This window comes from Arthrobacter sp. 3Tela_A, assembly GCF_049311025.1.
Lineage (GTDB): Bacteria > Actinomycetota > Actinomycetes > Actinomycetales > Micrococcaceae > Arthrobacter_B.
In genome coordinates, this window is sequence record NZ_JAXIOM010000022.1 from 17051 (window position 1) to 38639 (window position 21589).

A 21589-nucleotide genomic window follows, 5' to 3' on the forward strand; every position below is an offset into this window, starting at 1 on the left:
TCCTGCCCTCCTCCTCGCAAGCTCGGAGAGGGGCCCTGGATCTTCCACTACCTCGCTCGTTCCTCGCTCGGCGATGCGGGGCTACATGGAACGCCCCGCCTAGGGAATCTGCCCCGGCGCCAGCTCCACAGCTAGGCTGGCGTAGGCCTCCAGCGGGTGCGGTTCGCCCGGAACCGGTTCGGGGGCGTAGCGCACGCCGAGGGACTGGGCCGGTACCGTGCCGATGAGCTCCGCCCGCGGACCGGCTGAGGCCAGTACGGATGAAGCCTGCCGTCCGGCTAGGGCTTCCGGACCGAAGAGGGCTGCACCGGGAACAGCAGTCCCGGTGAACCGGGCCGGGCGCAGCAGATCGCGGTATCCGAGGCCGTAGGCCAGCACTGCCGTCCGTGCCCGGGCGCCGTGCATGGCCGCCAGGAAGGTGTTCAGCCCAGCGTCATCGAGAGGAGCCCGTGCTCCGGCCAGCAATTCGACGCTCTCCACCACACCGGCACGGGTACGCTCCACGGTGACGACGGCGATAGATCCTGCCGCCAACCCCGGGCTGCCGGGCGCGCCGGGTGCGGATCCAAGAACAACCAGACGGCTGGGGAGCGGCGCACGGCCGTAGCAGTAGTCGGAGAAGGCAGCGGTGTGCCACGTTTCGCTCACCGGCTCATACAGTCCCCAGCCCAGCGGTGCAGATCCGGTGAGGGCTTCAAAGACACGTTCGGTGAACGTTCCGGCCCGGGTGGAGAGCGACGCCGGGTGCAGCACGCTGGCGCGGACGTGGAAGTAGGCGCCGGGGCTCCGTTCCGCGGCGAGGAAATCGTCCGCCACGGAACCTGCAGGCTGCAGGGTGCCGCCGTCCCACACCTGGACCTGACCGGTCACGGCGTCAAAGAACCCGCCGTCGGTACCCGTTGCCATCCAGGATGCGGAGTCGCCGTCGAAGAGGGCGGACAGCGGGAGGGTAAGGGCTGACGTGGACGGAGTCAGCAGCACAAACCGGCGGCCGGACTCCACCGCTCCGGCGTGGGCGCGGGCCAGCCAGGGACTCAGGCCGGCCACCGGCTGGTCGCAGAAGACCATCGCGGTGGATGGAGTGAGGAAGTCGTACGCAGAGTCGTGCATCAGGACCGCACCCCGTCAGGCATGAGGACCACGCCGCCGGTCAGCCGCGCCAACGCGTGGCTGAACGCATCAGCCAGCCTGCCGCCGTCGGGCACCCCGCCGGTGGCATAGACCTCGAGCCACCACAACGGTGCAGCGGATCCGGTTCCCTCGGCAGTGAAGAACTCCGGAATAGCGGACCCGGCCGGTGCGCTGACCTCCGCGCCGGGGTGCAGCCGCATGATCTCTCCCGGCAGCTGAATGAGGCGGGGGAGTTCGATGGCCAGCGGCACACGCTCGCCGTCCAGTATTTCCAGGACCTCCCCGGCAGCGGCTTCCCGCATGCTTAGCTCCGGCGTCGTCTCAGCTAGGGCGTGGACCACGGTGCGCCGGTCCGGCTCACCGGTGCTCACCACTACCCACCGCGAACTCACTGCCCGGACCCCACGGAAGCAACAGCGTCGGCAGGATCATTGAGGAACAGCTGCAGCATCTGCACGGGACGTCCGGGCTGGATCAGCTGGGCGCGGCCGGGCGGCAGCGTGCGGGCACGGACGCCGTTGATGAGGCCGCCCTCGGTCCGGTCGCCGGAGAGGATCAGGGCGGCGCTGCCGGAGTCCCGCAGCGCCGTGAAGAAGGATTCGTACATGCCGCGGCTGGCGCCCCGGACCCGGCGGGAGAGGACAGTGTGCAGTCCGATTTCCGGGGCCAGCGGCAGGTACGGGGTCAGCCGCGCGAGCGGTGAGGAACCGCCCGCAGTCAGCACATCGTAGTCGTCGATCACCAGGACCACGCGCGGCGCGGCGGCGACTTCCTCGGGGGACGCTCCTACCCGTTTCTCCAGTTCGGAGGCGACGGCGGCGGCCAGTTTCTCGGCCAGTGCCGCGCTGGTCGCGTAGCCGCCCAGATAGTCTTCCTGGACCTCGCCGGCCAGGGCACGGCGGGGGTCGAAGACGGCAAAAACGATGTTCTCGGCGGTGTGCTGGGCGGCAAGGGTGCGAACCACGCTTCGAAGCACGTTGGACTTGCCCGAGGCGTCATCGCCCATGACCACCAGGTGGTGCTCGCGGCCCTGGAGATCCAGGTTCTCGGTGCCCAGATCGGTTTCCCGCAGTCCCAGCGGCACCAGGCCCGGAACGGACGGTACCGCTGCGGGATCCGCAGGAGCGACGGCAGGAAGCACCCGGACCGCCATCGCCCGGCCGTCGGTGGAGGCGGCGACGGCGGCCACCAGATCCCGTGTGCCCTGGATTGCGGAGCCCTCATCCGGGTCGCCGTCGATCCGCGGCAGGGCGATGTGGCCCTGCAGTTTGCGGTCGGTCAGCGCCCGGCCCGGCGTGCCGGGACTCAGGGCCTCGGCTAGCTTGCGGCCGTGCGCGGATTCGCCGGGATCGGCCAGGCGCAGCTCGATCCGGTTCCCAAAGAAGCTCTGCTGCGCAATCCGGATTTCATTCATGCGCGAGCAGGTGACCACCACGTGGATGCCGTAGCCGCCGCCGCGGGAGATCAAGGCGTGGACGGACTTTTCGATGTCCTCGAACTCGTCGGAGAGCTGCCCGTATCCGTCGACCAGCAGCACAATGTCCGCGCTGGAAAGCTCGGGAATCCGGCCCTGGGCGTGCAGGGTGCGCAGTGTTCCGAGCGAATCGATCTGGTGCTTCTCAAAGATCCGTTCACGCTGGGTGAGCATGCCGAGTACCTCGTCCACGGTCCGTCGGACAACTTCCCGGTTGGTGCGCACGGCCACCCCGCCCACGTGGGGGAGTCCTTCCAGCGGGAGCAGCGAGCTGCCGAGCAGGTCCACGGCGTAGATACCGGCTTCGGACGGCGTGTGGGTCAGGGCGAGCGACGCCGCGATGGTGCGCAGCGCGGTGCTCTTGCCGGTGGAGGGTCCACCCACAATCGCGGCGTTCCCGCCGTTGGCAGCCAGGTCCAGGTTCCAGATGCCCTGCCACTGCTTCGCCGGGTCATCCAGCAGGCCAATGGGAATGGAGAGGTTCCCGCCGGCGTTCAGCCGCAGTCCCTGGCTGGTGGTGAGCACTCCGCCGGCCGCGGTGTCCAGGGCCAGGCCGCGGGGCAGCGGCGGCAGCCAGATCGGGTCCACGGCGCGCGGGAAGCGGGCCAGGGTGTCCATGAGTGTGGACAGCACGGTGGGTCCGGTGGTGCGTTTGGATGACGACGTCGAGGCCGGTGCCGGAGCGCCGCCGTCCCGGGAGGACTCCAGTGACGCCGCGTAGCGGGGAACTTCAAGCACCGGCGGCTGTTCGTCCACGTCCTGCTCTGCGGGGGCTGCTGCGTCTTCCAGCGGACCGGAGACGTACCCGGCCTTGAACCGGGTGTAGGTGGTGGTGTCCACCTTCAGGTATCCGAATCCCGGGACGGGCGGCAGGTGGAAGGCGTCCGGAGTGTCCAGGACAGTCCGTGATTCAGATTCGGAAAGGGTCCGCAGGCCGATCCGGTAGGAGAGGTAGGTGTCCAGGCCGCGTAGCTTGCCGCCCTCGATCCGCTGGCTGGAGAGCAGCAGGTGCACGCCGATGGACCGCCCGATGCGGCCAATGGAAAGGAAGAGTTCGATGAAGTCCGGGCGCGCGGTGAGCAGCTCACCGAACTCGTCGATGATGACCACCAGGTGCGGCAGCGGCGGGAGCTCTTCGCCCTGGCCCTGCCGGTGTTTGCGGTGCAGCTGGTAGTCGGTGATGTTGGCCAGGTTGCCGGCGTCCTTGAGGACTTCCTGGCGGCGCTGGATTTCGCCGGACAGGCTGGCGTAGACGCGTTCGATGAGGCTGACGTCGTCGGAAAGGTTGGTGATGACTCCGGTGACCTGCGGCGCGTCGGCGAACGGCGCGAATGTGGCGCCGCCCTTGTAGTCCACGAGGACCATGGCCAGCAGTTCCGGTGGATGTGTGGCCAGCAGGCCGACCACCAGGGAACGCAGCATTTCGGACTTGCCGGAGCCGGTGGCGCCGACGCAGAGGCCGTGCGGACCGTGGCCAAACTGGGCGGATTCCTTCAGGTCCAGCAGCGCGGGACGGCCGCGGTCGTCAGCCCCGAGCGGTACCCGGAGGAAGTCCACCTCGCTGCGCGGCTGCCAGAGCCTGCGGATGTCTGCTTCATCCAGCTGGGGGGAGAGGCCAAGCATGTCCAGGAATCCTTCGGAGCTGCCGGTGCTCTCGTGTTCCAGGGAATCGGGGGAGAGCCGCAGCGGAGCCAGGGTCCGGGCGAGTGACTCGGCCAGCGCCACGGGAAGTGAATCCAGTGTGCCGGTATCCAGGCGCGGCTGGACCGGATCTTCGCGGTAGTTCTCCAGCAGGAACCCGGAGTCGGTTTCAGAGATGCGGACAGCTACTTCCCCCGGCTCCTGTCCTCTGTCTGCAGCAAGGTGGAGGGTGGTGATGCCCAGATGGCCCGGAGCGGCCTGCCGGTCCGGCAAAGGCAGTTCGGACGGCAGCGTCCCGTAGCTGTCCGAAACCACCAGCAGGCGCGGGAGTGCTGAGCCGATTCCGCCGCGCAGGAAGTTCTTTCGGGCCTCAGCGGCCATGTTGGAGCGGCGGGCGAGATCGTCCTGGACCAGGTCGGCCAGCGTGTCCATGCTGGGCGCAATCCGCCGGACGGGACCGGTGCGGTGGGGTTTGTCCTGGTCCGCCAGGTGCGGGAGCCAGGTGGCCCACTCCCAGTCTGCGCGGGTCTGTTCGGGGGAGACCACCGCCAGGTGCAGGTCTTCGGGTGAGGAGAACGCCGCGGACTGGAGCAGCAGCAGGCGCGAGACCTGGAGCACGAATTCCCGGGAGCCGACCACGCTGACCGTTCCGGCGCCGTCCAGCGGAACGGTGACCGGCAGGTCGGGGCTGGCCTCGTAGCGCCGCTTGAGGATCTGCAGCTCGGCGGTCATGAAGGTATCATCGCGGGCCAGCGCCGACCCCGAATCCATGATCGTGATCTCCCGGTTGCTCCGGGTGCCGGTGCCAATCCTGGTGCGGAGGAAGTCCTCGTTATGCCGGCGGCGTTCCCAGACCCGGCGGTGGTTGCGGACAATGTCGAAGAGCGCCTCGGGCGGCGGGTTGGCCGCACGCGCGACGGCGGCTGCCTCCTGTTCCTGGACCCGGAGCGTGGTGCGGCAGCGCTCCAGGTACTCGAGGTAGTTCTCCCGCTGTTCCCGGCGGGCGCGTCCCTGTTTCCCGCGCTGGCTGACCATCATCACGATCGAGGCGAGGATGGTCACGATCATCATGAGCGCGCCGACGGCAGCGAGCGGCGAGCCGCGGAAGAGCATCATCACGGTCATGGAGACGCCGGCGCCGAGCAGCGGCACCAGGGACATCATGTTCATCCCGCCCTTGCCGCCCTCGATCTGGGGCGGCGCGTCCAGGGTGAACGCTTCCATACTGCGGGCCGGCGGAGTGGTGCGGGCGGGGCGGTGCAGCAGTTTCACGCTCATACCCGGGCCCTCCTCCCGGAACCGGTTTCGGCTTGCCTGGCGGCGGCGGGCTTTCCGGGCCGGCCGGGCGCCGAAGACGCAGCCGCGAGTACCCGGGCAGCCAGTTCGGCGGACTGCAGGCGCGCGGCGCGGGACAGCAGGCGGGGCTGGATTTCGACGCCGGCGGCCAGATGGGCGTCATAGTCCAGCACTGCGGTGTCTATCCCGGAACGGGCGAGCCTGCGGGCTTCGGCCACGGGCTTGAACGGGCTGCGGGAGGAACGGGTGAGCAGCACCAGCAGGGGCACCTGTGCCAGGGCCTGGTTGGTGCGCCAGAGCTCGGCGGCCTGCACGGCATCGTCGATTCCTGCCACGCTGGCCGGTGTGACGAAAAGGGCCAGATGGGATTCGGCCAGGGCCCAGTGAGCGGCGTCGGCTCCGAGACCCGCCGGGCAGTCAAAGAGGGTGACCGGGCAGTACCTGGAGAGTACCCGGGAGAGGTGGGTGGCGTCGTCGTCCGTGGCTTTTTGGGTTCCCGCAGCGGACCGCCGCCCGGTAACCAGCAGGTTGTCCGGCCCGGGGGAGGCCACGACGTTCCGCACCTCGGCGAGCGAACCGGGGATGGTGCGTGCCAGGCGGGCTGCCGCGGCGTCCAGGGAGGGGGCCTCCGGTGCCGCAAGGCGGAGCGCGAGCGTTCCGGCTTCAGCCAGGTCAACCGCTGCTGCGGCGTCGGTGCGCAGGGAAGCGTAGGTGCGTGCCAGCAGGGCTGCGGCCGTGGTCCGTCCGGCACCGCCGCGGAAACCCATCACCGCGATCCGCCGGCCGGTTGTCACTGGACGCTGCACACCGGCAGCGGCTTCTGCGAGGGACTGCGGGTAGTCGTCCCCGCGGAACATGTCCGCCGCCTGCAGCAGCAGCCGGCGTGCGGGTCCTTCCGCCGGGCGGGTGCGCAGCGTGCGCCGCAGGCGCTGGGGCGTGGACTCAAAGCCGTCGCCCTGGGCTGCGGCAGGCGCCCCGAAACCGTTCCCGGGAGTTATCTGTGTCATCTAGAAGCTCTCCAGCAGTTGCGCGAAGATACCGAACAGTCCGGCCGCGAGCGGGACGGAGGCGAGGATCGCGAGGGTTTCCAGCCGCTTTGCCGCCAGCCGGAACCTCGCCTGGGCATGGTCCGGAAGGTCCAGGGACAATGCGATCCAGACGGCGGACGTGAGCACCAGCACAACCACCCCGGTGGCCCAGGGCTGGTCCGTGAACCAGCGGCTGCTGCCGGCCACGAGTGCCGCCAGCCCGACGGCGGTGGCAGCGTAGAGTGCCAACCGTTCCGGGGCCAGCGGGAAGGCACGGGCACGCAGGAATACCGCCAGGGTGAGCACGGCGAGCAGCGGAAGGGACCAGGCCTGCTGGGCTGTATCCGTGCCGAGGGTCCACAGCGCGAGGGCTGCGGAAGCTGCGGCGGCCGCGGTGCCGGCTACCAGTCCGCCGTGCGCCGAGGCGACGGCCTCGAGGGCGTCCGGGCGTCCCACCTGGCCGCCCTTGGCCCTGCGGTCATCCAGCGCCGCCAAGCCGGAAGCGGCGAGAGCCAGGCCGGGGAGCAGACCGAGCAGCAGTACGCTGGCGATCCCGGCGAGGGCTGCTGCCTGGACAGCTGTGCCGGTAAGAACCACCGAGGCACTCCAGACCGCTGCAGTAAGAGCTGTTGCCAGTGTGCCGGTGTACATGGCCTTGGGCCGGCGGTTCGCCGCACCAAGGGCCAGGAGCGTCACCGTGGTGGACCCGGCGAGAAGCAGTCCGGCGCGCGCGTAGTCGCCGTCGGTCCCGCCGAGGAATCCGGCTGCATGGAGGGCGGAGCCCAGTCCGGCCAGCCAGGCGGCCCCAATGGCGGCGGGCCCTGCGGGAGAGGAGGGGCTGCGGCGGCAGACCAGGATGCCTGCGGCCGCGGCCAGCACTGAGATCGCGGCGAGCAGCCACCAGGCTGCCTCCGGAGCGACCGCCGCGATGATCAGTTGGGCACCTGCCCAGAGACCGGCTGCTGCAAAGATACCGGCGGTGGCGTTTTTCCAGGTCCTGGTCCATCGGCCGCGAACTGCCTCGGTTTCGGCGACCACCAGGTCGGTGACGTCGTAGACGACCGGAGCGGGCGGGGCCTCCGAAGCATTGCAGAGCTGAAGTGCGGTGCCATCGAGCACCTCGGCCTGGGCAAGGGTGTCCGTGGGAGTGAGCTCGGATCCGTCAGGGGTGACGAGGACCTTGGCGGCCACGTCCGCGGCGGGTTCATCGCCCAGGAGATCCAGCACCTGCGGCATGAGCGCCGCCACCGGCTGGTCCGAGGGCAGCAGCAGATCCAGATGGCGCTGCCGGCCCACCAGCGTTACCCGTGTGTAGGCATGCGCCATGGCTGCCAGGCTCCTGTCTCGTGGCTCAGGTGTTCAATGATTGTGTGTTCGGTGACGCTTGTGTGTGTGGTGACCGGACTGCTGCCGGCGGCACCTGCTGCGCTTCCGCCGTCGTTCAGGGGACCTGCTGCGGTGCTTTGCTGCTGCTGTTGCTGCTTGGCCCGGTTCTGCTCGAGCAGGTTCGTGACAAAGGAGTAGCCGACGCAGACGGCTGCGATTAGGGCCGCCACGGCAACGCTGAACAGGAACAGCTTCACGGTGTCCGCCCAGCGGCGTTCGTTGGGGTTCCCCCCGTAGAGCAGGGCCGTGAGCAGCCGGTTGCGGCGGACAGCAACGGACTCAATGAGCTGGTTGTCGTAGTCGCTTGCCATGCATGTTCCCCCAATCACAAGTACGCTACATATCCTTACATGCCCCGGCCCTATTCCCGGCGCGGCCGGGCGGTTATCCACATGGGTAGTTCTCCCCATTGCGGGCCCCGGGAAGTGCGGCTTGTATAAGGGGGTACCGCGCGGAAGCCGGGCCGCTTTGGGCGGCCGGAGGACGGCAGCGGGGGGAATGACCGGACGATTGGCACGCAGGTGCCGGAGGTGGTAGACGAATGAAATTCGATATGGGGTCCTCGACCCTCGGCACACTGACGCAGCAGACGGGACACTCCAATGAGGACCTGGGCCAGCTGGTCCGCAACCTCATGGACGCCGTGACCCCGCTCCAGGGCAAGTTCAACGGCCAGGGCCGGGTCCGCTTCGATGAGTTCAAGGCCCGCACCGATGAGATCGCCAACGAGCTCAACAGCTCGCTGTCGGCGATCCTGATGGGCCAGTCGGAAATGGACCGTTCCTTCCAGATGGGCGACCAGGAGTCAGCGGACAACGCAGCCCAGCAGCAGGGCGCGGCCAGCTTTGATGCCGCACGCTTCGGCTCCTCACGCTAACTCCCGCCCTTTTACACAGTCTTAGAGAAGGAAATTGCCATGTCCCAGGACCGTTTGAGCTATGACACCGATACTTCCGCTGCCGTACAGGGAGACATCCAGGCCATTGTTGCCCGCCTTGAGTCCCTGATCGGGGAACGGGAGAAGGCCGTGAACGCGGCCATGTCCGACTTCCAGGCCGACGGAGTCTCCGAGGAGTACCAGGCGGTGGAGAACCGCTTCCGCAACGCCGCCAACGAGACCCGCAACATCATTGCCCTGGTCAAGCAGACGCTGAACCTCAACGACCAGACCGCTTCCAGCGCCGGCTCCCGCGCCAGGAGCGCTGTCCAGAACATTGGCTAGCAGGTGAGTTACAACGTCAACCCGGGTGCCGTCTCCGGGGTCCTCCAGCAGGTAGCACCCCTGCTGGAGGAATACGGTGCCGAGTTCGCTGCGGTGGGGGAGAAGATCAGCGAGCTGGCCACGGCCTGCATGGCTGAGCCGGTGGCCGCGGAACTGGGAGCCCTCACCGAGAAGCTGATCAACCCGGCCTTCACCAACATTGCCGGGCGCTCCTCGAACGCCGTGAACGCGGTCAACAACGTGTTGGCCATCCTGCTCGAATCCGACGCGCAGATGGCCGGCGATGCCCGCGAAGCGTCCATGCGTGCCGCACAGTCTGCGGCGGACGATCCGCCGCCGGCGCCGGAACCTGCAGCCCACTACGGGCCTGGACCGCAGGCCGTCTAGGCCAGCCGCAGGCCCAGCAGCACTCGTATCCAGTTCAAACCGGGGGAAACCATTGAGCATCGACATCGCAGCGTTCGAGGCTGTGCTGCCGGATCCGGAAGTGATCCGCGCAGCGGCCGCGGCGCTGGTGAGCGCCGTCGGCGAGGTCGTGGACACCGCGGAGGAATCGGCCGTCGCGTGGGGACACCTGCAGTCACCGGACGTGTATGACATCGCCGGTTCCGAAGTGGTGTTCAACGCTTTCCGCCCGGTGACCTCCTCCGCCGCAGATCTCGATTCGGACGTTGGCACCGTCGATACAGCTGTCCTTGCCTACGCGGATACCGTGGATGCCCTAAAGCTGCGGCTGGACGCTGTTAAAGCCGACGCTGCCAACTTCTTTTCCCGCACCCGTGGCCGCAGCCAGGACGACTGGGACGACGACGAAGGCCTGATCCAGGCCGAACAGAACATCATCGGCGACCTGAACCGGCTGTATTCGGATCTGCAGGAAGCCCAGCGCGTCTGCGCCAACGCGATCAGCGCGATCTACGGCGGCCCGTCTTACGTCCTGACAACGGAAGAGGGCGCCGGGAGCGGCGAGGTGGAGTTCGGCTTCAGCGGGGAACAGCTCGACGCCGCAGCGGTGGAGGGCAACGTTCCGTGGGGACAGCCCACCGAATGGGACAAACCCTGGTACCGGGACGCCTGGGACGGCGTTGCCTCCTTTGGCAAGGGTGTTTGGAGCGGCGTTACCGGCACAGTCACGGGGCTCGGCAACATGGTTGGGCTCGGCGGTGCGGAGGCCTTCGAACAGACCTGGAAGGGCCTGGGAAACCTCGCGGTCAACCTGGTGATCATGACTACCCCTGCGGTCCAGATTGCCCTGCACGCCAGCGGCAACAGTGACCGTGTTCGGCAGGCGGGGGATGAACTGCTGGCTGTTGGCAAGGCTGCCATCCACTGGGATGAGTGGCAGACAGATCCTGCATACGCTGCCGGTGCCACGTCGTTCGACCTGGCTTCGATCCTGCTGACGGCCGGTGCCGGTGCAACGGCGAAGGTCGGTTCTGTGGCCGGGAAGATCGGCGATGTAGCCAATGCCTCGGGCAAGGTCTCGGCCGTGGTGAATGCCACCGGTATCGGCAAGGTGGCCGGGGTGACGGTGAAGGTCACCGACGCCGCGCAGGCGTTCAAGATCAACGCGATCACCACGGTGGTGGACACCTCCCGCGTGACGGTCGGGAAGGTCGGCGCTGCGTGGCAGGCAGCAGATCAGTTCGTGATCGATGCGAGCAAGTCCGCGGTGGACTCCGGGCGGGCGGCACTGAACTCGGCCCTGAACAAGGTTGATGCCGCACTGGCCAATGCCGGCCACGGCCGGTTCGGGACTCCGGCGCTGGCCGGCGCTGGCGGGGGCAGCCCCCGGATCGTGGCCTTTACACCGGATACGACGCCGGCCCGCACCGGCGGCGGCTCCGGTACCGGGTCCACCGTCCCCCATTCGACTACGACGCCGGATGCCCCGGTGCGTACGAATGCTCCCGAGTCCTCCGGTAATGGCCGGTCATCTGCATCGGATGCCCCCGTACGGGGTAACGGTTCTGGTGCTGAGCCGCCGTCGGGTAAGCCCGGGCACGCCGTGCCGGAAGACCGCACGCCGTCGGGCAAGACCACGGACACCGCCGCTCCAGCGACCCATGTGGATGTCGACGACGCCCGCCCGGGTGGAAAGGGCGATGCCGACGATGTGCGGCCTGGTGCTGCAGCGGTTGACGATGCTGCCGGACCGCGGAACGGTGATGCTGATTCGCCCGCGTCAGCTGAGGGGCCGGATGCCATGGATGCACCTGCGACCAAGCCTGTTGTGCACTACGACGCGGAAGGCCGGGTCGAGAAGGTGGACCTCGGGGACCGCACCCATACGGTCTCGACCCGGAACGACCAGATTGCGCAGCTGCAGCGTTCCCTGGATCCTGCGACGTGGAAGAACACTGACGGTTTCCTAGCGGCCCATCTCTCGCCGTCTGAGTTCCAGGCCCTGGACGGGCTGCGCAGCCCGGACGGCAAGCTGCCGCCGCATGTGGTGGAGACACAAGTTGCTGACCTGCTGGAGAAGGCTTTCGACGGAGAGATTCGCGGACCGGTTCGCCCCGGCGCCAGCCCGCTGGAGAACGCGCTGCGGGGGATTCCGACCCGCTATTACTATGACCTGACCGATGCGCAGGCGATCATGGTCCACGACGTCCGGCATCTGCTGGGCAGTGGTGACACGAGCCAGCCGTTCCAGAAGATTCTCAGCGCTGACGAAGCTGCTATGGTCCGTGCCGGCACCGACAGATACCCGGGCAGTATCGGTGGCTTTATCTCCCAGGCCTCCGACGCAGCAGACCTCCGCACCGTCGATGAAATCATCCTTGGTCTCCGGTTGGACTACATGAATTTGGACAGAGACGGTGTTGCCATTCAACCCATAAACATGCCGTTCAAAGCAGGTGAAACACAGGAAGTATACGCAGTGCGTTTTATGGCAACGGGGAAAGATGCCGACGGAATCGTGATCCCGGACGGTTCGAATCATGCCCGCGTGGAAGAGCTTCGGCGGGACCGCGCTGGAGAAGCTCAACGGGCGGCAGCTGGAAGCTCCACGACGCGGGACTGGGAGCTGCAGGACGCGGACTGGAAACGAGAAGCGGAAGTCATTCATAAGGATGGGCACCCTTGGCGTGACTCCGCAGCCTGGCCGAACACCGGTTCGGGATTCCCCAGCAGCCGAGTGGCCCACAGCCCGGTTATTCCTGAGCTGAAGGCTCCTAAGGGCATACCGCTGCACCATGGGGCTGAAATGTGGAGGATCGACCGAGAAGGCAATGAGGTGTTGGTAGGGATCTACGATCGTGATGCCACGGCATGGATTAGCCTCTAATCATGTGGAGAACGGATGGAACGAAACTAAGCGGTGACTACGGCACATGGGGAGGGCAGGAGTTCGAACTGCGAGGGACCGACCCCAATGACGACGGCACCCTGACTCTCGTCAAGAAGGGGGGTAACGCGCCGGGACCCGGCTGGCGGACCCACGACCATAAGAGCCAGTTCCCTGGGCCCCGCTTCTCGCACACGCGAAGAGTTCCGGCCGAGGAAGTAACCAACATCCACGCTGTCCGAGCGACCGGCGAATTCAAGCCGGGGCTTCAGGTGAAGATTCTCGCTGAGGATTCTGAAGGAAAAGTTGCGGTGGTCGCCGGGGATGACTTTGCGACGGAGGAGAAATGGGACTTGATCGAAGACTACGGATTCCATACGTTTCATAACGAACCCGTGGAAAGAAGCGGAGTTTTTGGTTGGCTCTCTGCTGAAAAGATCAACAACGTTACGTCTGAAATTTATTGGCGTAAGGACACGAATTGATACTGCACCTCGTCCTTCTTTTACGTTCAAGGAGTAAGGCATAATTGTGGCGTTTTTGCAGAAGGCTTTGAGTCCGGCGCAGGTTGAGTTCCTGGTGGGTGGGAACGGGGACACGGTTTCGGGGTTTGTGGTGAATGCCGGGGATGCGGTGAATGCGCGAACCCCGGAAGACTTGTTTGAGGTTCATGGTCTGGATTTCCCGGGATCGCCGTGGGACCGGAGTGCCGGGTACGTTGATGTGCTGCGGTTCCGTGTGCCGTTGTCCGTTTATGTGCACGATGCTGCGGGTCCGGAGTTCGTGGACCGTCCGCCGTTTACGGGGACTGGTTTCGCGGCGTGGTCCGGTGGTGTGGTGCCGGTGTATTTCCTGGATGAGTGTGCCATTCCGCCGGGAGCGGAGCTGTGGCGTATCCGGGCCGGGCAGCCCGAGGAACTGATTGCCGTCTATTTTGAGGTGGCGACCGGCTGGGGTGTGGCCGATGCCTCGGGGATTTCCCGGCCTGGTGCGCATACCCCGTCGCACGTTATGGGCTGGTCCGCAGTGTGGCAGGGGCAGGTGTTCCGTGCTGATTTGGTGAACGAGGGCCGTTCCGTTGAAGTGGCGGCCACGTCGGATCCCGGGGTAGAGGGTTTTGAGCAGACTCCGAAGGGGGTTTGGCGCCGGACGGTGGGACTGGGGGAGATCCAGGACTTTTATGAGCTGCTGGCATCGTGTTCGTGGCAGGGTGAGCCGTTCCGGATTACGGATGTCGCCACTGGTGAGGGCGGGCAGGTGTACCGGTTGTTCTATACGGGGCATAACGCTGACCGGGCTGAGGCGTTGGGGCTGAACAAGGCTGATGCCGGGGTGTATTGGACGGTGGTGCCGGAGTCGCAGGTGCAGGATGTTCAGGTGGTTCAGAACCGGTTGCCGTCGCTGGCGTTCCGGGGGTGACCCGGTGCCTAGATTACGGCTGGTACCACCACTTCCCGATACAGGCGAGGAGAGGACACCCGAGTCAGAGTACCGGCGCGCACAGCGATACTTGCCCAACGGGATGCGCGTCCCCGGAATGTACGGTGTGCTGCAAGGTGAATGGTTTAGGGCTAACTCATTGGGCCACGGACGTATGGTTCTTTTTACGCCGGCTACAGAATCTCCTGGGGAGCACTGGCAGCCGTCAGCCGAAGTGGACGGGGCGGGCCGGCCATTGTCATGGCACCTAATGGTCACGCAAAGCGACTTGGACCGGTTGGTGGCCGTCTCAGTGCTGGCCACGTGGAAAGGGCTCGGGCTGGGTATCCACAAATACATCGACGGAACGGTGTACTCCTTTGTCGACGGCGCCCCGAAAGAGGACCAGATTCGCCGCGGAGAAATCCCGGAGATCACCATTGCCGGACGAAGCGAGTATCACGGAGCGTTCCGCTGGGAAGACCTCAGCGACATCATTCTGACCGAGCATGATCTATTGAAGTAGTAGAGGACTCGATTAAAGATTCCGCCTCGATGACGCCCATCCGGGCGTGAAAGGCGATGCCGACGATGTGCGGCTGGTGCTGCCGCGGTTGACGATGCCGCCGGCGGACCGCGGAACGGTGATGCTGATTCGCCCGCGTCAGCTGAGGGACTGGATGCCGTGGATGCGCCGGCGCCCAAGCCTGTTGTGCACTACGACGCTGAAGGCCGGGTCGAGAAGGTGGACCTCGGGGACCGCACCCATACTGTGTCGACGCGGAATGACCAGATTGCGCAGCTGCAGCGTTCCCTGGATCCTGCGACGTGGAAGAACACTGACGGTTTCCTTGCGACCCATCTCTCGCCGTCTGAGTTCCAGGCCCTGGACGGGCTGCGCGGCCCGGACGGCAAGCTGCCGCCGAATGTGGTGGAGACGCAGGTCGCCGGTCTGTTGGAGAAGGCTTTCGACGGCGAGACCCGCGGACCGGATCGTCTCGGTGCCAGCCCGCTGGAGAATGCTGCGCGGAATCGACCGCTACTACTACTACTACGACCTGATCGATGCGCAGGCGATCATGGTCCACGACGTCCGGCATCTGCTGGGCAGTGGGGATATCAGCCAGCCGTTCCAGAAGATCATGGGGGCTGACGATGCCCGCCTTGTCCTGGCCAATGAGGACCTCTATGCAGGCAGCATGGGCGGGTTCATCTCGCAGGCGTCCGACACGTCCTTATTGCGAACAGTAGACGAGATTATCCTGGGTCTGCGGTTGGACTACGTCCTTCCCAACAATGCCGGAATGCCATACCGGGTGGGGGAAACGGAAGCAGTCTATGCGGTCCGATTCCACGCCCAAAAGGCGGCGCCTATCCACATCCCGGACTATTCCAACCATCTCCGCGTCGAGGAACTGCGCCGTGACCGGGTTGCAGAGCAGATCAGAGAGGCCGACGGAACGCTCACGCCCGAAGACATCCGGCTCACGGAACAGGACATTGCAACCTACCGGGAACACGCGAATACCGAATCGGGAGCAGGAACACTTGCTGACCGCGCGGAATGGCCGAACACCGGTCATGGCCTTACGAGCAGCAGGGTTGACGCTTTGCCTGTGGTGCCGGAACTCAAGGTCGACAGGGGTGTGATAATGGAATCAGGTGCGGAAATGTGGCGGATCGACAGGGACGGAAACGAAGTATTAGTGGGAGCCTTTAATCAAAAAACTGAAAGATTTCGGGGTTTGTGGTGAACGCCGGGGATGCGGTGAATGCGCGGACGCCGGAGGACTTGTTCCGTGCTGATTTGGTGGATGAAGGCCGTTCCGTTGAAGTGGCGGCCACGTCGGATCCCGGGGTGGAGGGTTTTGAGCAGACCCCGAAGGGGGTTTGGCGCCGGACGGTGGGACTGGGGGAGATCCAGGACTTCTATGAGCTGCTGGCAACGTGTTCGTGGCAGGGGGAGCCGTTCAGGATCACCGACGTTGCCCAGGGCGAGGACGGGCAAGTCTACCGGTTGTTCTATATCGGGCGTAACGCGGACCGGGCTGAGGCGTTGGGGCTGAACAAGGCTGATGCCGGCGTGTATTGGACTGTGGTGCCGGCGTCGCAGGTGCAGGATGTTCAGGTGGTTCAGAACCGGTTGCCGTCCCTGGCGTTCCGGGGATAAACCGTTGACTAGATTGCGGTTGGTGCCCCCTCTCCCTGATTCAGAACGTGGGGATGCCAGGGCCGTTCCCACCCCCAGGAGATTCGAACTTTTCATGCCCAACGGGATGCGAGTCCCGGGTATGTATGGCGTTTTGCAGCGGGAGTGGTATCTGGCCAACCCGTTGGGCCACGGACGGGTGCTTCTTTACACTTCTGCCGAAGCATCTCCGGGGGGCCAATGGCATCCGTCAGACAATTCGGACGACGAGGGCAGGCCCTTGTCCTGGTCCAGGAAAGTCGCTGAAAGCGACCTGGACCGGTTGGTGCGAGTTCTCGTGTCCGCTAAATGGCGGAGTCTCAATGTGGGCATCCAGGAATACATCGATGGAACGGTATATGCCTTTGTCGACGGCGGTCCGAAGGAGGAACAGATTCGCCGCGGCGAAATCCCGGAGATCACGATTGCCGGACGGGGTGAATATCATGGAAAGCTGCGCTGGGAAGACCTCAGCGACGTCGTCCTGACCGAGCACGATCTGCTGACGCGCTAAGGCATTCCAGCCGCGCGGCCCTCCAAAACCTCCCGCTCCCGGTCGTTGCGCGCCAGCGCAGCAGCAGCACTGAATTCAGTCCGTGCCTCTTCGACCCGGCCGAGGCGGGACAGCAGCTCACCCCGCACGCTGGGCAGCAGATATGAACCGCGGAGCGCACCCGTGGCAGCAAGCCGGTCCACCATCTCCAGCGCCGTCGCCGGACCGGTCTCCATGGAAACCGCAACGGCACGGTTTAGCTCCACCACAGGAGACGGTGCCAGCCGGCCCAAAGCCTCATACAGCAGCACGATACGGTGCCAGTCCGTGCCCTCGACACTCGGCGCAACCGTGTGGCACTGCGCAATCGCAGCCTGCAGCGCATAGTTACCCCTGCCCCGCCCCAGCGCATCAGCCTGAGCCAGGGCAGCCCGCCCGCGCTCAATCTGGGCGCGGTCCCACAGCGTGCGGTCCTGGTCGGCCAGCAGCACGGGTGATCCATCCGCACGCGTTCTGCCGCGGAACCTGGATGCCTGGAACTCCATCAGCGCCACCAGGGCGAGAGCCTCCGGCTCCCGTGGAACGAGTCGGGACAGCAGCCGGCCCAACCTCAGTGCCTCTGCAGCAAGGTCCTGGCGCATCCACGATTGCCCTGCGGACGCAGCGTACCCCTCCGTGAACAGAAGGTAGATCACCGCGAGCACCCCGCCTAGCCGGTCGCGCCACTCATTCGGTTCCGGTACATCGAAAGGAACCCGGGCGGCGGCCAGGGTCTTCTTTGCCCGGACAATCCGCTGCTGCACCGCAGCCACCGGAAGCAGGAACAGCCGCGCGATCTCCCCAGTGGACAGTCCGCCCACAATCCGCAGGGTCAACGCCACCTGCGCTTCACGGGACAGCACCGGATGACAGGCCACAAAAATCAGCTTCAGGACGTCGTCCGGCAGCGGATCCCACGCCGGGGCGGCCGCGTCCCGGAGCTCCCTGCCGAGGTCCGCGTAATGCTCCTCGAGACGCTCCGCCCGCCGCCAGGCATCAATCGCGCGGCGCTTGGCGACGGCGGTCAACCACGCAGCCGGGTTCCGCGGCACTCCCTCGGCCGGCCACTGGGCCAGGGCCTCAGCCACCGCTTCTTGGGCAACATCCTCCGCCAGCCCGACATCCCCGGTGGCACGGGCCAGCGCCGCGACAATCCGCGCACCGTCAATCCGCCACATGGCGTCTATCCGGTGGCGGACCGCCGCGGCGGTGTCCTCACCAGCCCAGTCCATGGACGCCATGACGCTAGGGGTTCTCGGCCCGGAGCTTTTCTTCCTGCTCGCGCCAGCCTTCTTCCTTCTGGATGTACTCGTTGTCCGCGAAATCCTCGAAGTCGGAGGCATCGGTTACCCGCCGGACTTCCAGCTTCGATCCGGGGCCAAGCGGGCACCGGCTGGCCCACTCCACAGCTTCCTCCTTTGAGGAAGCCTGAATGATCCAGAATCCGTTGAAGAGTTCGTGTGTCTCGCCGTACGGGCCGTCGGTGATCAGCGGCGGGTCCTGGACGAAGTCCACCAGGAAGTTGGCGTCCTCCGTCGCTTCAGCCAGCCCTTCGCCAGCCAGCAGGACGCCGGCGTTGATCATCGACTCGTTGTAGGCGCCCATGGCGTTGATGATTTCTTCAAACGGCATGTCCTTGGAAGCTTCAACGGCCGAATCAGTGGTCCGCATAATCATCATGTACTTCATGGCATTCTCCTGATCTCTAGGGGGAGCGCTCGGTGCGCCTCCTACTATGCCGTCGAACGGGCCGCACGGAGATCGACAGCCATTGGGAATTTTTTCCCGAGCCGGGGACGCGCGGCAGCCGGCAGGTCCCGCATAGCTCCCGCCGCCGTCGTACATACGGCAAGATTGGGTAGGTGAGCACAGCCAAGACATCCCCCGAAGAAGCCGTCGACGCCGTCAGCACGGACACACCGCCCAGCGACAGCCTGCGTGAAGAGTATGAGACTCTCTCCGACCAGGTGCGTAAGTACCGCTTCGCGTACTACAACGAGGACGCCCCGCTGGTCTCCGACGCCGAGTTCGATGAGCTGTACCGCCGGCTTGAGAAGCTCGAGGCACTCCACCCGGAACTGGTGACGAACGATTCCCCTACCCAGGAGGTCGGGGGAGAGGTGTCCGCGGCGTTCGCGCCGGTGGAACACCTGTCCCGGATGTACAGCCTGGAAGACGTGTTCTCACTCGACGAACTCGACGCCTGGGTGAAGCGCGCCGAAGCCTCCATCGCGTCCATCGCGCCGGGGTCGAAGGTCCGGTGGCTGACCGAACTGAAGATCGACGGTCTGGCGGTGAACCTGCTGTACCGCAACGGGGAACTGGTCCGCGCGGCAACCCGCGGCGACGGCAGCACCGGTGAGGACATCACCCACAACGTGCTCACGATTGACTCCATCCCGCGCCGCCTCCAGGGCGAGAACCTTCCCGCCGAGGTCGAGATCCGCGGCGAGGTGTTCATTCCATCCAAGGAGTTCACCCGCCTCAACGAGAAAATGGTCGACGCCGGGAAGGCGCCGTTCGCGAATCCGCGCAACGCTGCCGCCGGGTCGCTGCGGCAGAAAGACCCGAAGGTCACCGCGGAACGCCCGCTGAGCATGTACGTGCACGGCATCGGCGCCCGGGAAGGTCTGGGAGCCGCCAGCCAGTCGGAGACCTACGAGCTGCTCAAGGCCTGGGGCCTGCCCACCTCGCCGTATTACAAGGTGCTGGACACCTATGACGAGGTGCTAGAGTTCATTGCCACCAATGGCGAGCACCGGCACAGCCTGGCCCACGAGATCGACGGCATTGTGGTCAAGGTGGACGACTTCGCGCTGCAGCGCGCGCTCGGCCACACCTCCCGGGTGCCGCGCTGGTCCGTGGCGTACAAGTACCCGCCGGAGGAAGTGAACACCAAGCTGCTGGACATCCGGGTCAACGTGGGCCGCACCGGCCGGGTCACGCCGTACGGCATCATGGAGCCGGTCAAGGTAGCCGGGTCCACCGTGGAGATGGCCACGCTGCACAACCAGGACGTGGTGAAGGCCAAGGGCGTCAAGATCGGCGACACCGTGGTCCTGCGCAAGGCCGGTGACGTCATCCCCGAAATCGTGGGACCCGTCGCCGCACTCCGCGACGGTTCCGAACGCGACTTCGTGATGCCCACCCACTGCCCCTCCTGCGGCACCGAGCTGAAGCCGGCGAAGGAGGGCGACGTCGACATCCGCTGCCCCAACGCCCGCTCCTGCCCGTCACAGCTGCGCGAGCGTGTGTTCCACCTGGCCGGCCGCGGCGCGTTCGATATTGAAGCCCTCGGCTGGGAAGCGGCCATAGCACTGACCTCGCCCGCCGAACCCGAAAACCCGCCGCTGACCAGCGAGGCCGGTCTGTTCGATCTCAGGGTCGAAGACCTGGCCGAGGTCCGGATCGAACGGCCCAAACGTTCCAAGGGGGTAGTGGTCGGTACTGAACTGGTTCCGTACTTCTACACCAAGGGCACCGCCAAGAAGCCCTCCGAACCCTCTGCCAACACCCGTAAGCTCTTCGAAGAACTTGAAAAGGCCAAGTCCCAGCCGCTTTGGCGGGTCCTGGTGGCACTGTCCATCCGGCATGTGGGCCCGACGGCGGCACGCGCCCTTGCCACGGCGTTCGGCTCCATGGAGAACATCCGGGCAGCCACCGAAGAGCAGCTCGCGCACGTGGACGGCGTCGGCCCGACCATCGCCGCGGCGCTGGAGGAATGGTTCGCCGAAGACTGGCACGTTGAAATTGTCGACTCCTGGGCACGTGCCGGCGTCCGCATGGCCGACGAGCGCGACGAATCCCAGCCCCGCACCCTGGAAGGCCTCACAATCGTCGTCACCGGCACCCTGCCGAACTTCAGCCGCGACGAAGCCAAGGAAGCGATCATCACCCGCGGCGGCAAGGCCTCCGGCTCCGTTTCGAAGAAGACCGACTACCTGGTGGCGGGGGAGAACGCCGGCACCAAGCTGGACAAGGCTGAGTCGCTGGGAGTTCCCGTACTCGACGAAGACGGGTTCCGCCGGCTGCTGGAAAACGGGCCGCTGGAGCCAGATTCGGCGGACACCGATTCAGCGGACAACGCAGAGGACGAGGAAACCACGCCATGACCGAAGCACCCGCCCCTGATCCGCTGGAACTGCTCGACGTCGCCCGGCAGGCTGCCGCCGCCGGAGCCGCTGTGCTGGCCAAACGTTCGGAGGCGGGGCTGCACGTCGAGAACAAGGGAGCCTCCGGAGACTGGGTTACCGCCTATGACACCGAGGCCGAGTACGCCGTCCGGGACGTGATCAACCGGATGCGTCCCTTTGACGCGGTCACCGGCGAGGAGCTGGAAACCAGCGTTCCCGAGGATCCCTCCGGCATCCGCTGGTCGGTGGACCCGCTGGACGGGACCACCAACTTCATCCGCAACATTCCCTTCTACGCCACGTCGGTGGCCGCGGTAAACGCCGACGGCGAGTGGCTGGCCGGGGTAGTCCACGCACCGGCGCTGGTGCGCGTCTACTGGGCAGCGAAGGGCCATGGCGCGTGGCTGGCCGAGCACGGCAGCCTGCGCCGGCTCCACGGCCCGGACCCCGACCGGACGGGCAAGCTGCTGGGAACGGGCTTCTCCTACGAACCGGAGGTCCGCACCGAACAGTACGCAGCGCTCGCGGACCTGATGGACGGCTACGCTGACGTGCGCCGGCTCGGCTCGGCGGCACTGGACCTGTGCATGGTGGCTGACGGAACGCTGGACGCCTATGTGGAGCGGGGACTGAACGAGCACGACTTCGCCGCCGGCGCGCTTATCGCCGAGGAAGCGGGCCTAACGGTTCGCCGTCCCGGCTCGCCGGACCGCAGAATGGACGACGCCGAGCGGCTGGCCGCCGTGACCACGGCGTGGCTGGTGCCGCCGTCGGGCCACTGACCCGGCGGCGGGTCTGCCCGGGGCAGTACCGCAAAGCCCACGGGCACCTCTGTTCCCATGGTCCA

The 21589-nt window shown here is 66.2% G+C and carries 21 protein-coding genes; 12 read left to right on the forward strand and 9 right to left on the reverse strand.

What is annotated here, in order from left to right:
- Positions 1-99: 99 nt before the first annotated feature.
- The 6 genes from TVC13_RS08460 to TVC13_RS08485 are packed head-to-tail and all read right to left on the reverse strand — an operon-like array spanning position 100 to position 8267.
- Positions 100-1110, reverse strand: a complete 1011-nt coding sequence (locus tag TVC13_RS08460; protein ID WP_422400776.1) for a DUF6177 family protein — start codon at positions 1108-1110, stop codon at positions 100-102.
- A complete protein-coding gene (locus tag TVC13_RS08465) occupies positions 1110-1523 on the reverse strand; it encodes a hypothetical protein (protein WP_422400777.1) in 414 nt (137 codons plus the stop codon). Before TVC13_RS08465 ends, TVC13_RS08460 begins: the two co-directional genes overlap by 1 nt.
- Complete coding sequence (eccCa, locus tag TVC13_RS08470; protein WP_422400778.1) at positions 1520-5524, reverse strand: type VII secretion protein EccCa; 4005 nt, start codon at positions 5522-5524, stop codon at positions 1520-1522. Before eccCa ends, TVC13_RS08465 begins: the two co-directional genes overlap by 4 nt.
- The gene (locus TVC13_RS08475; RefSeq protein ID WP_422400779.1) at positions 5521-6549 is read right to left on the reverse strand and encodes a MinD/ParA family ATP-binding protein; all 1029 of its coding nucleotides are present in this window, start codon (positions 6547-6549) and stop codon (positions 5521-5523) included. The genes eccCa and TVC13_RS08475 overlap by 4 nt, the downstream gene beginning before the upstream one ends.
- Positions 6550-7896, reverse strand: coding sequence for a type VII secretion integral membrane protein EccD (gene eccD, locus TVC13_RS08480; protein WP_422400780.1), 1347 nt, complete (start codon positions 7894-7896; stop codon positions 6550-6552). It abuts the gene before it with no gap.
- The gene (locus TVC13_RS08485; protein WP_422400781.1) at positions 7872-8267 is read right to left on the reverse strand and encodes a hypothetical protein; all 396 of its coding nucleotides are present in this window, start codon (positions 8265-8267) and stop codon (positions 7872-7874) included. Before TVC13_RS08485 ends, eccD begins: the two co-directional genes overlap by 25 nt.
- A 230-nt stretch (positions 8268-8497) precedes the next feature.
- Between TVC13_RS08485 and TVC13_RS08490 the strand changes: the two genes are divergently transcribed.
- The 7 genes from TVC13_RS08490 to TVC13_RS08520 all read left to right on the forward strand — a co-directional run bounded on the left by TVC13_RS08490 (position 8498) and on the right by TVC13_RS08520 (position 14415).
- A complete protein-coding gene (locus tag TVC13_RS08490) occupies positions 8498-8833 on the forward strand; it encodes a hypothetical protein (protein ID WP_055240353.1) in 336 nt (111 codons plus the stop codon).
- 39 nt (positions 8834-8872) lie between these two features.
- A complete protein-coding gene (locus tag TVC13_RS08495; protein WP_055240354.1) occupies positions 8873-9178 on the forward strand; it encodes a pore-forming ESAT-6 family protein in 306 nt (101 codons plus the stop codon).
- A 3-nt stretch (positions 9179-9181) separates the two neighbouring features.
- On the forward strand, positions 9182-9565 hold the full coding sequence (locus tag TVC13_RS08500; protein WP_422400782.1) for a DUF6507 family protein: 384 nt from the start codon (positions 9182-9184) through the stop codon (positions 9563-9565).
- A gap of 52 nt (positions 9566-9617) precedes the next feature.
- Positions 9618-12470: a hypothetical protein gene (locus TVC13_RS08505; protein ID WP_422400783.1), complete on the forward strand. Its 2853-nt coding sequence runs from the start codon at positions 9618-9620 to the stop codon at positions 12468-12470.
- A gap of 2 nt (positions 12471-12472) precedes the next feature.
- On the forward strand, positions 12473-12955 hold the full coding sequence (locus TVC13_RS08510) for a hypothetical protein (RefSeq protein ID WP_422400784.1): 483 nt from the start codon (positions 12473-12475) through the stop codon (positions 12953-12955).
- 46 nt (positions 12956-13001) lie between these two features.
- Positions 13002-13889 carry a hypothetical protein gene (locus TVC13_RS08515; RefSeq protein ID WP_422400785.1) on the forward strand — a complete coding sequence of 296 codons (888 nt, stop codon included), beginning with the start codon at positions 13002-13004 and terminating at the stop codon, positions 13887-13889.
- A gap of 271 nt (positions 13890-14160) precedes the next feature.
- Positions 14161-14415: a hypothetical protein gene (locus TVC13_RS08520; protein ID WP_422400786.1), complete on the forward strand. Its 255-nt coding sequence runs from the start codon at positions 14161-14163 to the stop codon at positions 14413-14415.
- A 138-nt stretch (positions 14416-14553) separates the two neighbouring features.
- Here the strand turns inward: TVC13_RS08520 and TVC13_RS08525 are convergent, their stop codons facing one another.
- On the reverse strand, positions 14554-14751 hold the full coding sequence (locus TVC13_RS08525; RefSeq protein WP_422400787.1) for a hypothetical protein: 198 nt from the start codon (positions 14749-14751) through the stop codon (positions 14554-14556).
- Positions 14752-14908: 157 nt separating this feature from the next.
- On the opposite strand from TVC13_RS08525, the gene TVC13_RS08530 reads away from it, so the two are divergent.
- From TVC13_RS08530 to TVC13_RS08540, 3 genes are all read left to right on the forward strand, one after another.
- Complete coding sequence (locus TVC13_RS08530) at positions 14909-15643, forward strand: hypothetical protein (protein WP_422400788.1); 735 nt, start codon at positions 14909-14911, stop codon at positions 15641-15643.
- A complete protein-coding gene (locus TVC13_RS08535; protein WP_422400789.1) occupies positions 15637-16059 on the forward strand; it encodes a hypothetical protein in 423 nt (140 codons plus the stop codon). The genes TVC13_RS08530 and TVC13_RS08535 overlap by 7 nt, the downstream gene beginning before the upstream one ends.
- 343 nt (positions 16060-16402) lie before the next feature.
- A complete protein-coding gene (locus TVC13_RS08540) occupies positions 16403-16591 on the forward strand; it encodes a hypothetical protein (RefSeq protein WP_422400790.1) in 189 nt (62 codons plus the stop codon).
- On the opposite strand, the gene TVC13_RS08545 is transcribed toward TVC13_RS08540, so the two are convergent.
- Positions 16588-17841 carry an RNA polymerase sigma factor gene (locus TVC13_RS08545; RefSeq protein ID WP_422400791.1) on the reverse strand — a complete coding sequence of 418 codons (1254 nt, stop codon included), beginning with the start codon at positions 17839-17841 and terminating at the stop codon, positions 16588-16590. The genes TVC13_RS08540 and TVC13_RS08545 overlap by 4 nt on opposite strands.
- A 13-nt stretch (positions 17842-17854) precedes the next feature.
- Positions 17855-18298, reverse strand: coding sequence for a YciI family protein (locus TVC13_RS08550; RefSeq protein WP_422400792.1), 444 nt, complete (start codon positions 18296-18298; stop codon positions 17855-17857).
- 173 nt (positions 18299-18471) lie between these two features.
- Between TVC13_RS08550 and ligA the strand changes: the two genes are divergently transcribed.
- On the forward strand, positions 18472-20721 hold the full coding sequence (ligA, locus tag TVC13_RS08555; RefSeq protein ID WP_422400793.1) for an NAD-dependent DNA ligase LigA: 2250 nt from the start codon (positions 18472-18474) through the stop codon (positions 20719-20721).
- Positions 20718-21524 (forward strand): inositol monophosphatase family protein, encoded by an 807-nt coding sequence (locus TVC13_RS08560; RefSeq protein ID WP_422400794.1) that lies wholly within the window; start codon positions 20718-20720, stop codon positions 21522-21524. The genes ligA and TVC13_RS08560 overlap by 4 nt, the downstream gene beginning before the upstream one ends.
- Positions 21525-21589 lie beyond the last annotated feature (65 nt).

Bases quoted from the DNA above. Each gene is read 5' to 3' on its own strand.
- TVC13_RS08520 (WP_422400786.1), top strand. From the start codon at position 14,161: ATGGTCACGCAAAGCGACTTGGACCGGTTGGTGGCCGTCTCAGTGCTG.
- TVC13_RS08530 (WP_422400788.1), top strand. From the start codon at position 14,909: ATGCTGCGCGGAATCGACCGCTACTACTACTACTACGACCTGATCGAT.
- TVC13_RS08490 (WP_055240353.1), top strand. From the start codon at position 8,498: ATGAAATTCGATATGGGGTCCTCGACCCTCGGCACACTGACGCAGCAG.
- TVC13_RS08460 (WP_422400776.1), bottom strand. From the start codon at position 1,110: ATGCACGACTCTGCGTACGACTTCCTCACTCCATCCACCGCGATGGTC.
- TVC13_RS08495 (WP_055240354.1), top strand. From the start codon at position 8,873: ATGTCCCAGGACCGTTTGAGCTATGACACCGATACTTCCGCTGCCGTA.
- eccD (WP_422400780.1), bottom strand. From the start codon at position 7,896: ATGGCGCATGCCTACACACGGGTAACGCTGGTGGGCCGGCAGCGCCAT.
- TVC13_RS08485 (WP_422400781.1), bottom strand. From the start codon at position 8,267: ATGGCAAGCGACTACGACAACCAGCTCATTGAGTCCGTTGCTGTCCGC.
- TVC13_RS08525 (WP_422400787.1), bottom strand. From the start codon at position 14,751: ATGGGTCGCAAGGAAACCGTCAGTGTTCTTCCACGTCGCAGGATCCAG.
- TVC13_RS08510 (WP_422400784.1), top strand. From the start codon at position 12,473: ATGTGGAGAACGGATGGAACGAAACTAAGCGGTGACTACGGCACATGG.
- eccCa (WP_422400778.1), bottom strand. From the start codon at position 5,524: ATGAGCGTGAAACTGCTGCACCGCCCCGCCCGCACCACTCCGCCGGCC.
- TVC13_RS08550 (WP_422400792.1), bottom strand. From the start codon at position 18,298: ATGAAGTACATGATGATTATGCGGACCACTGATTCGGCCGTTGAAGCT.
- TVC13_RS08560 (WP_422400794.1), top strand. From the start codon at position 20,718: ATGACCGAAGCACCCGCCCCTGATCCGCTGGAACTGCTCGACGTCGCC.
- TVC13_RS08545 (WP_422400791.1), bottom strand. From the start codon at position 17,841: ATGGACTGGGCTGGTGAGGACACCGCCGCGGCGGTCCGCCACCGGATA.
- TVC13_RS08475 (WP_422400779.1), bottom strand. From the start codon at position 6,549: ATGACACAGATAACTCCCGGGAACGGTTTCGGGGCGCCTGCCGCAGCC.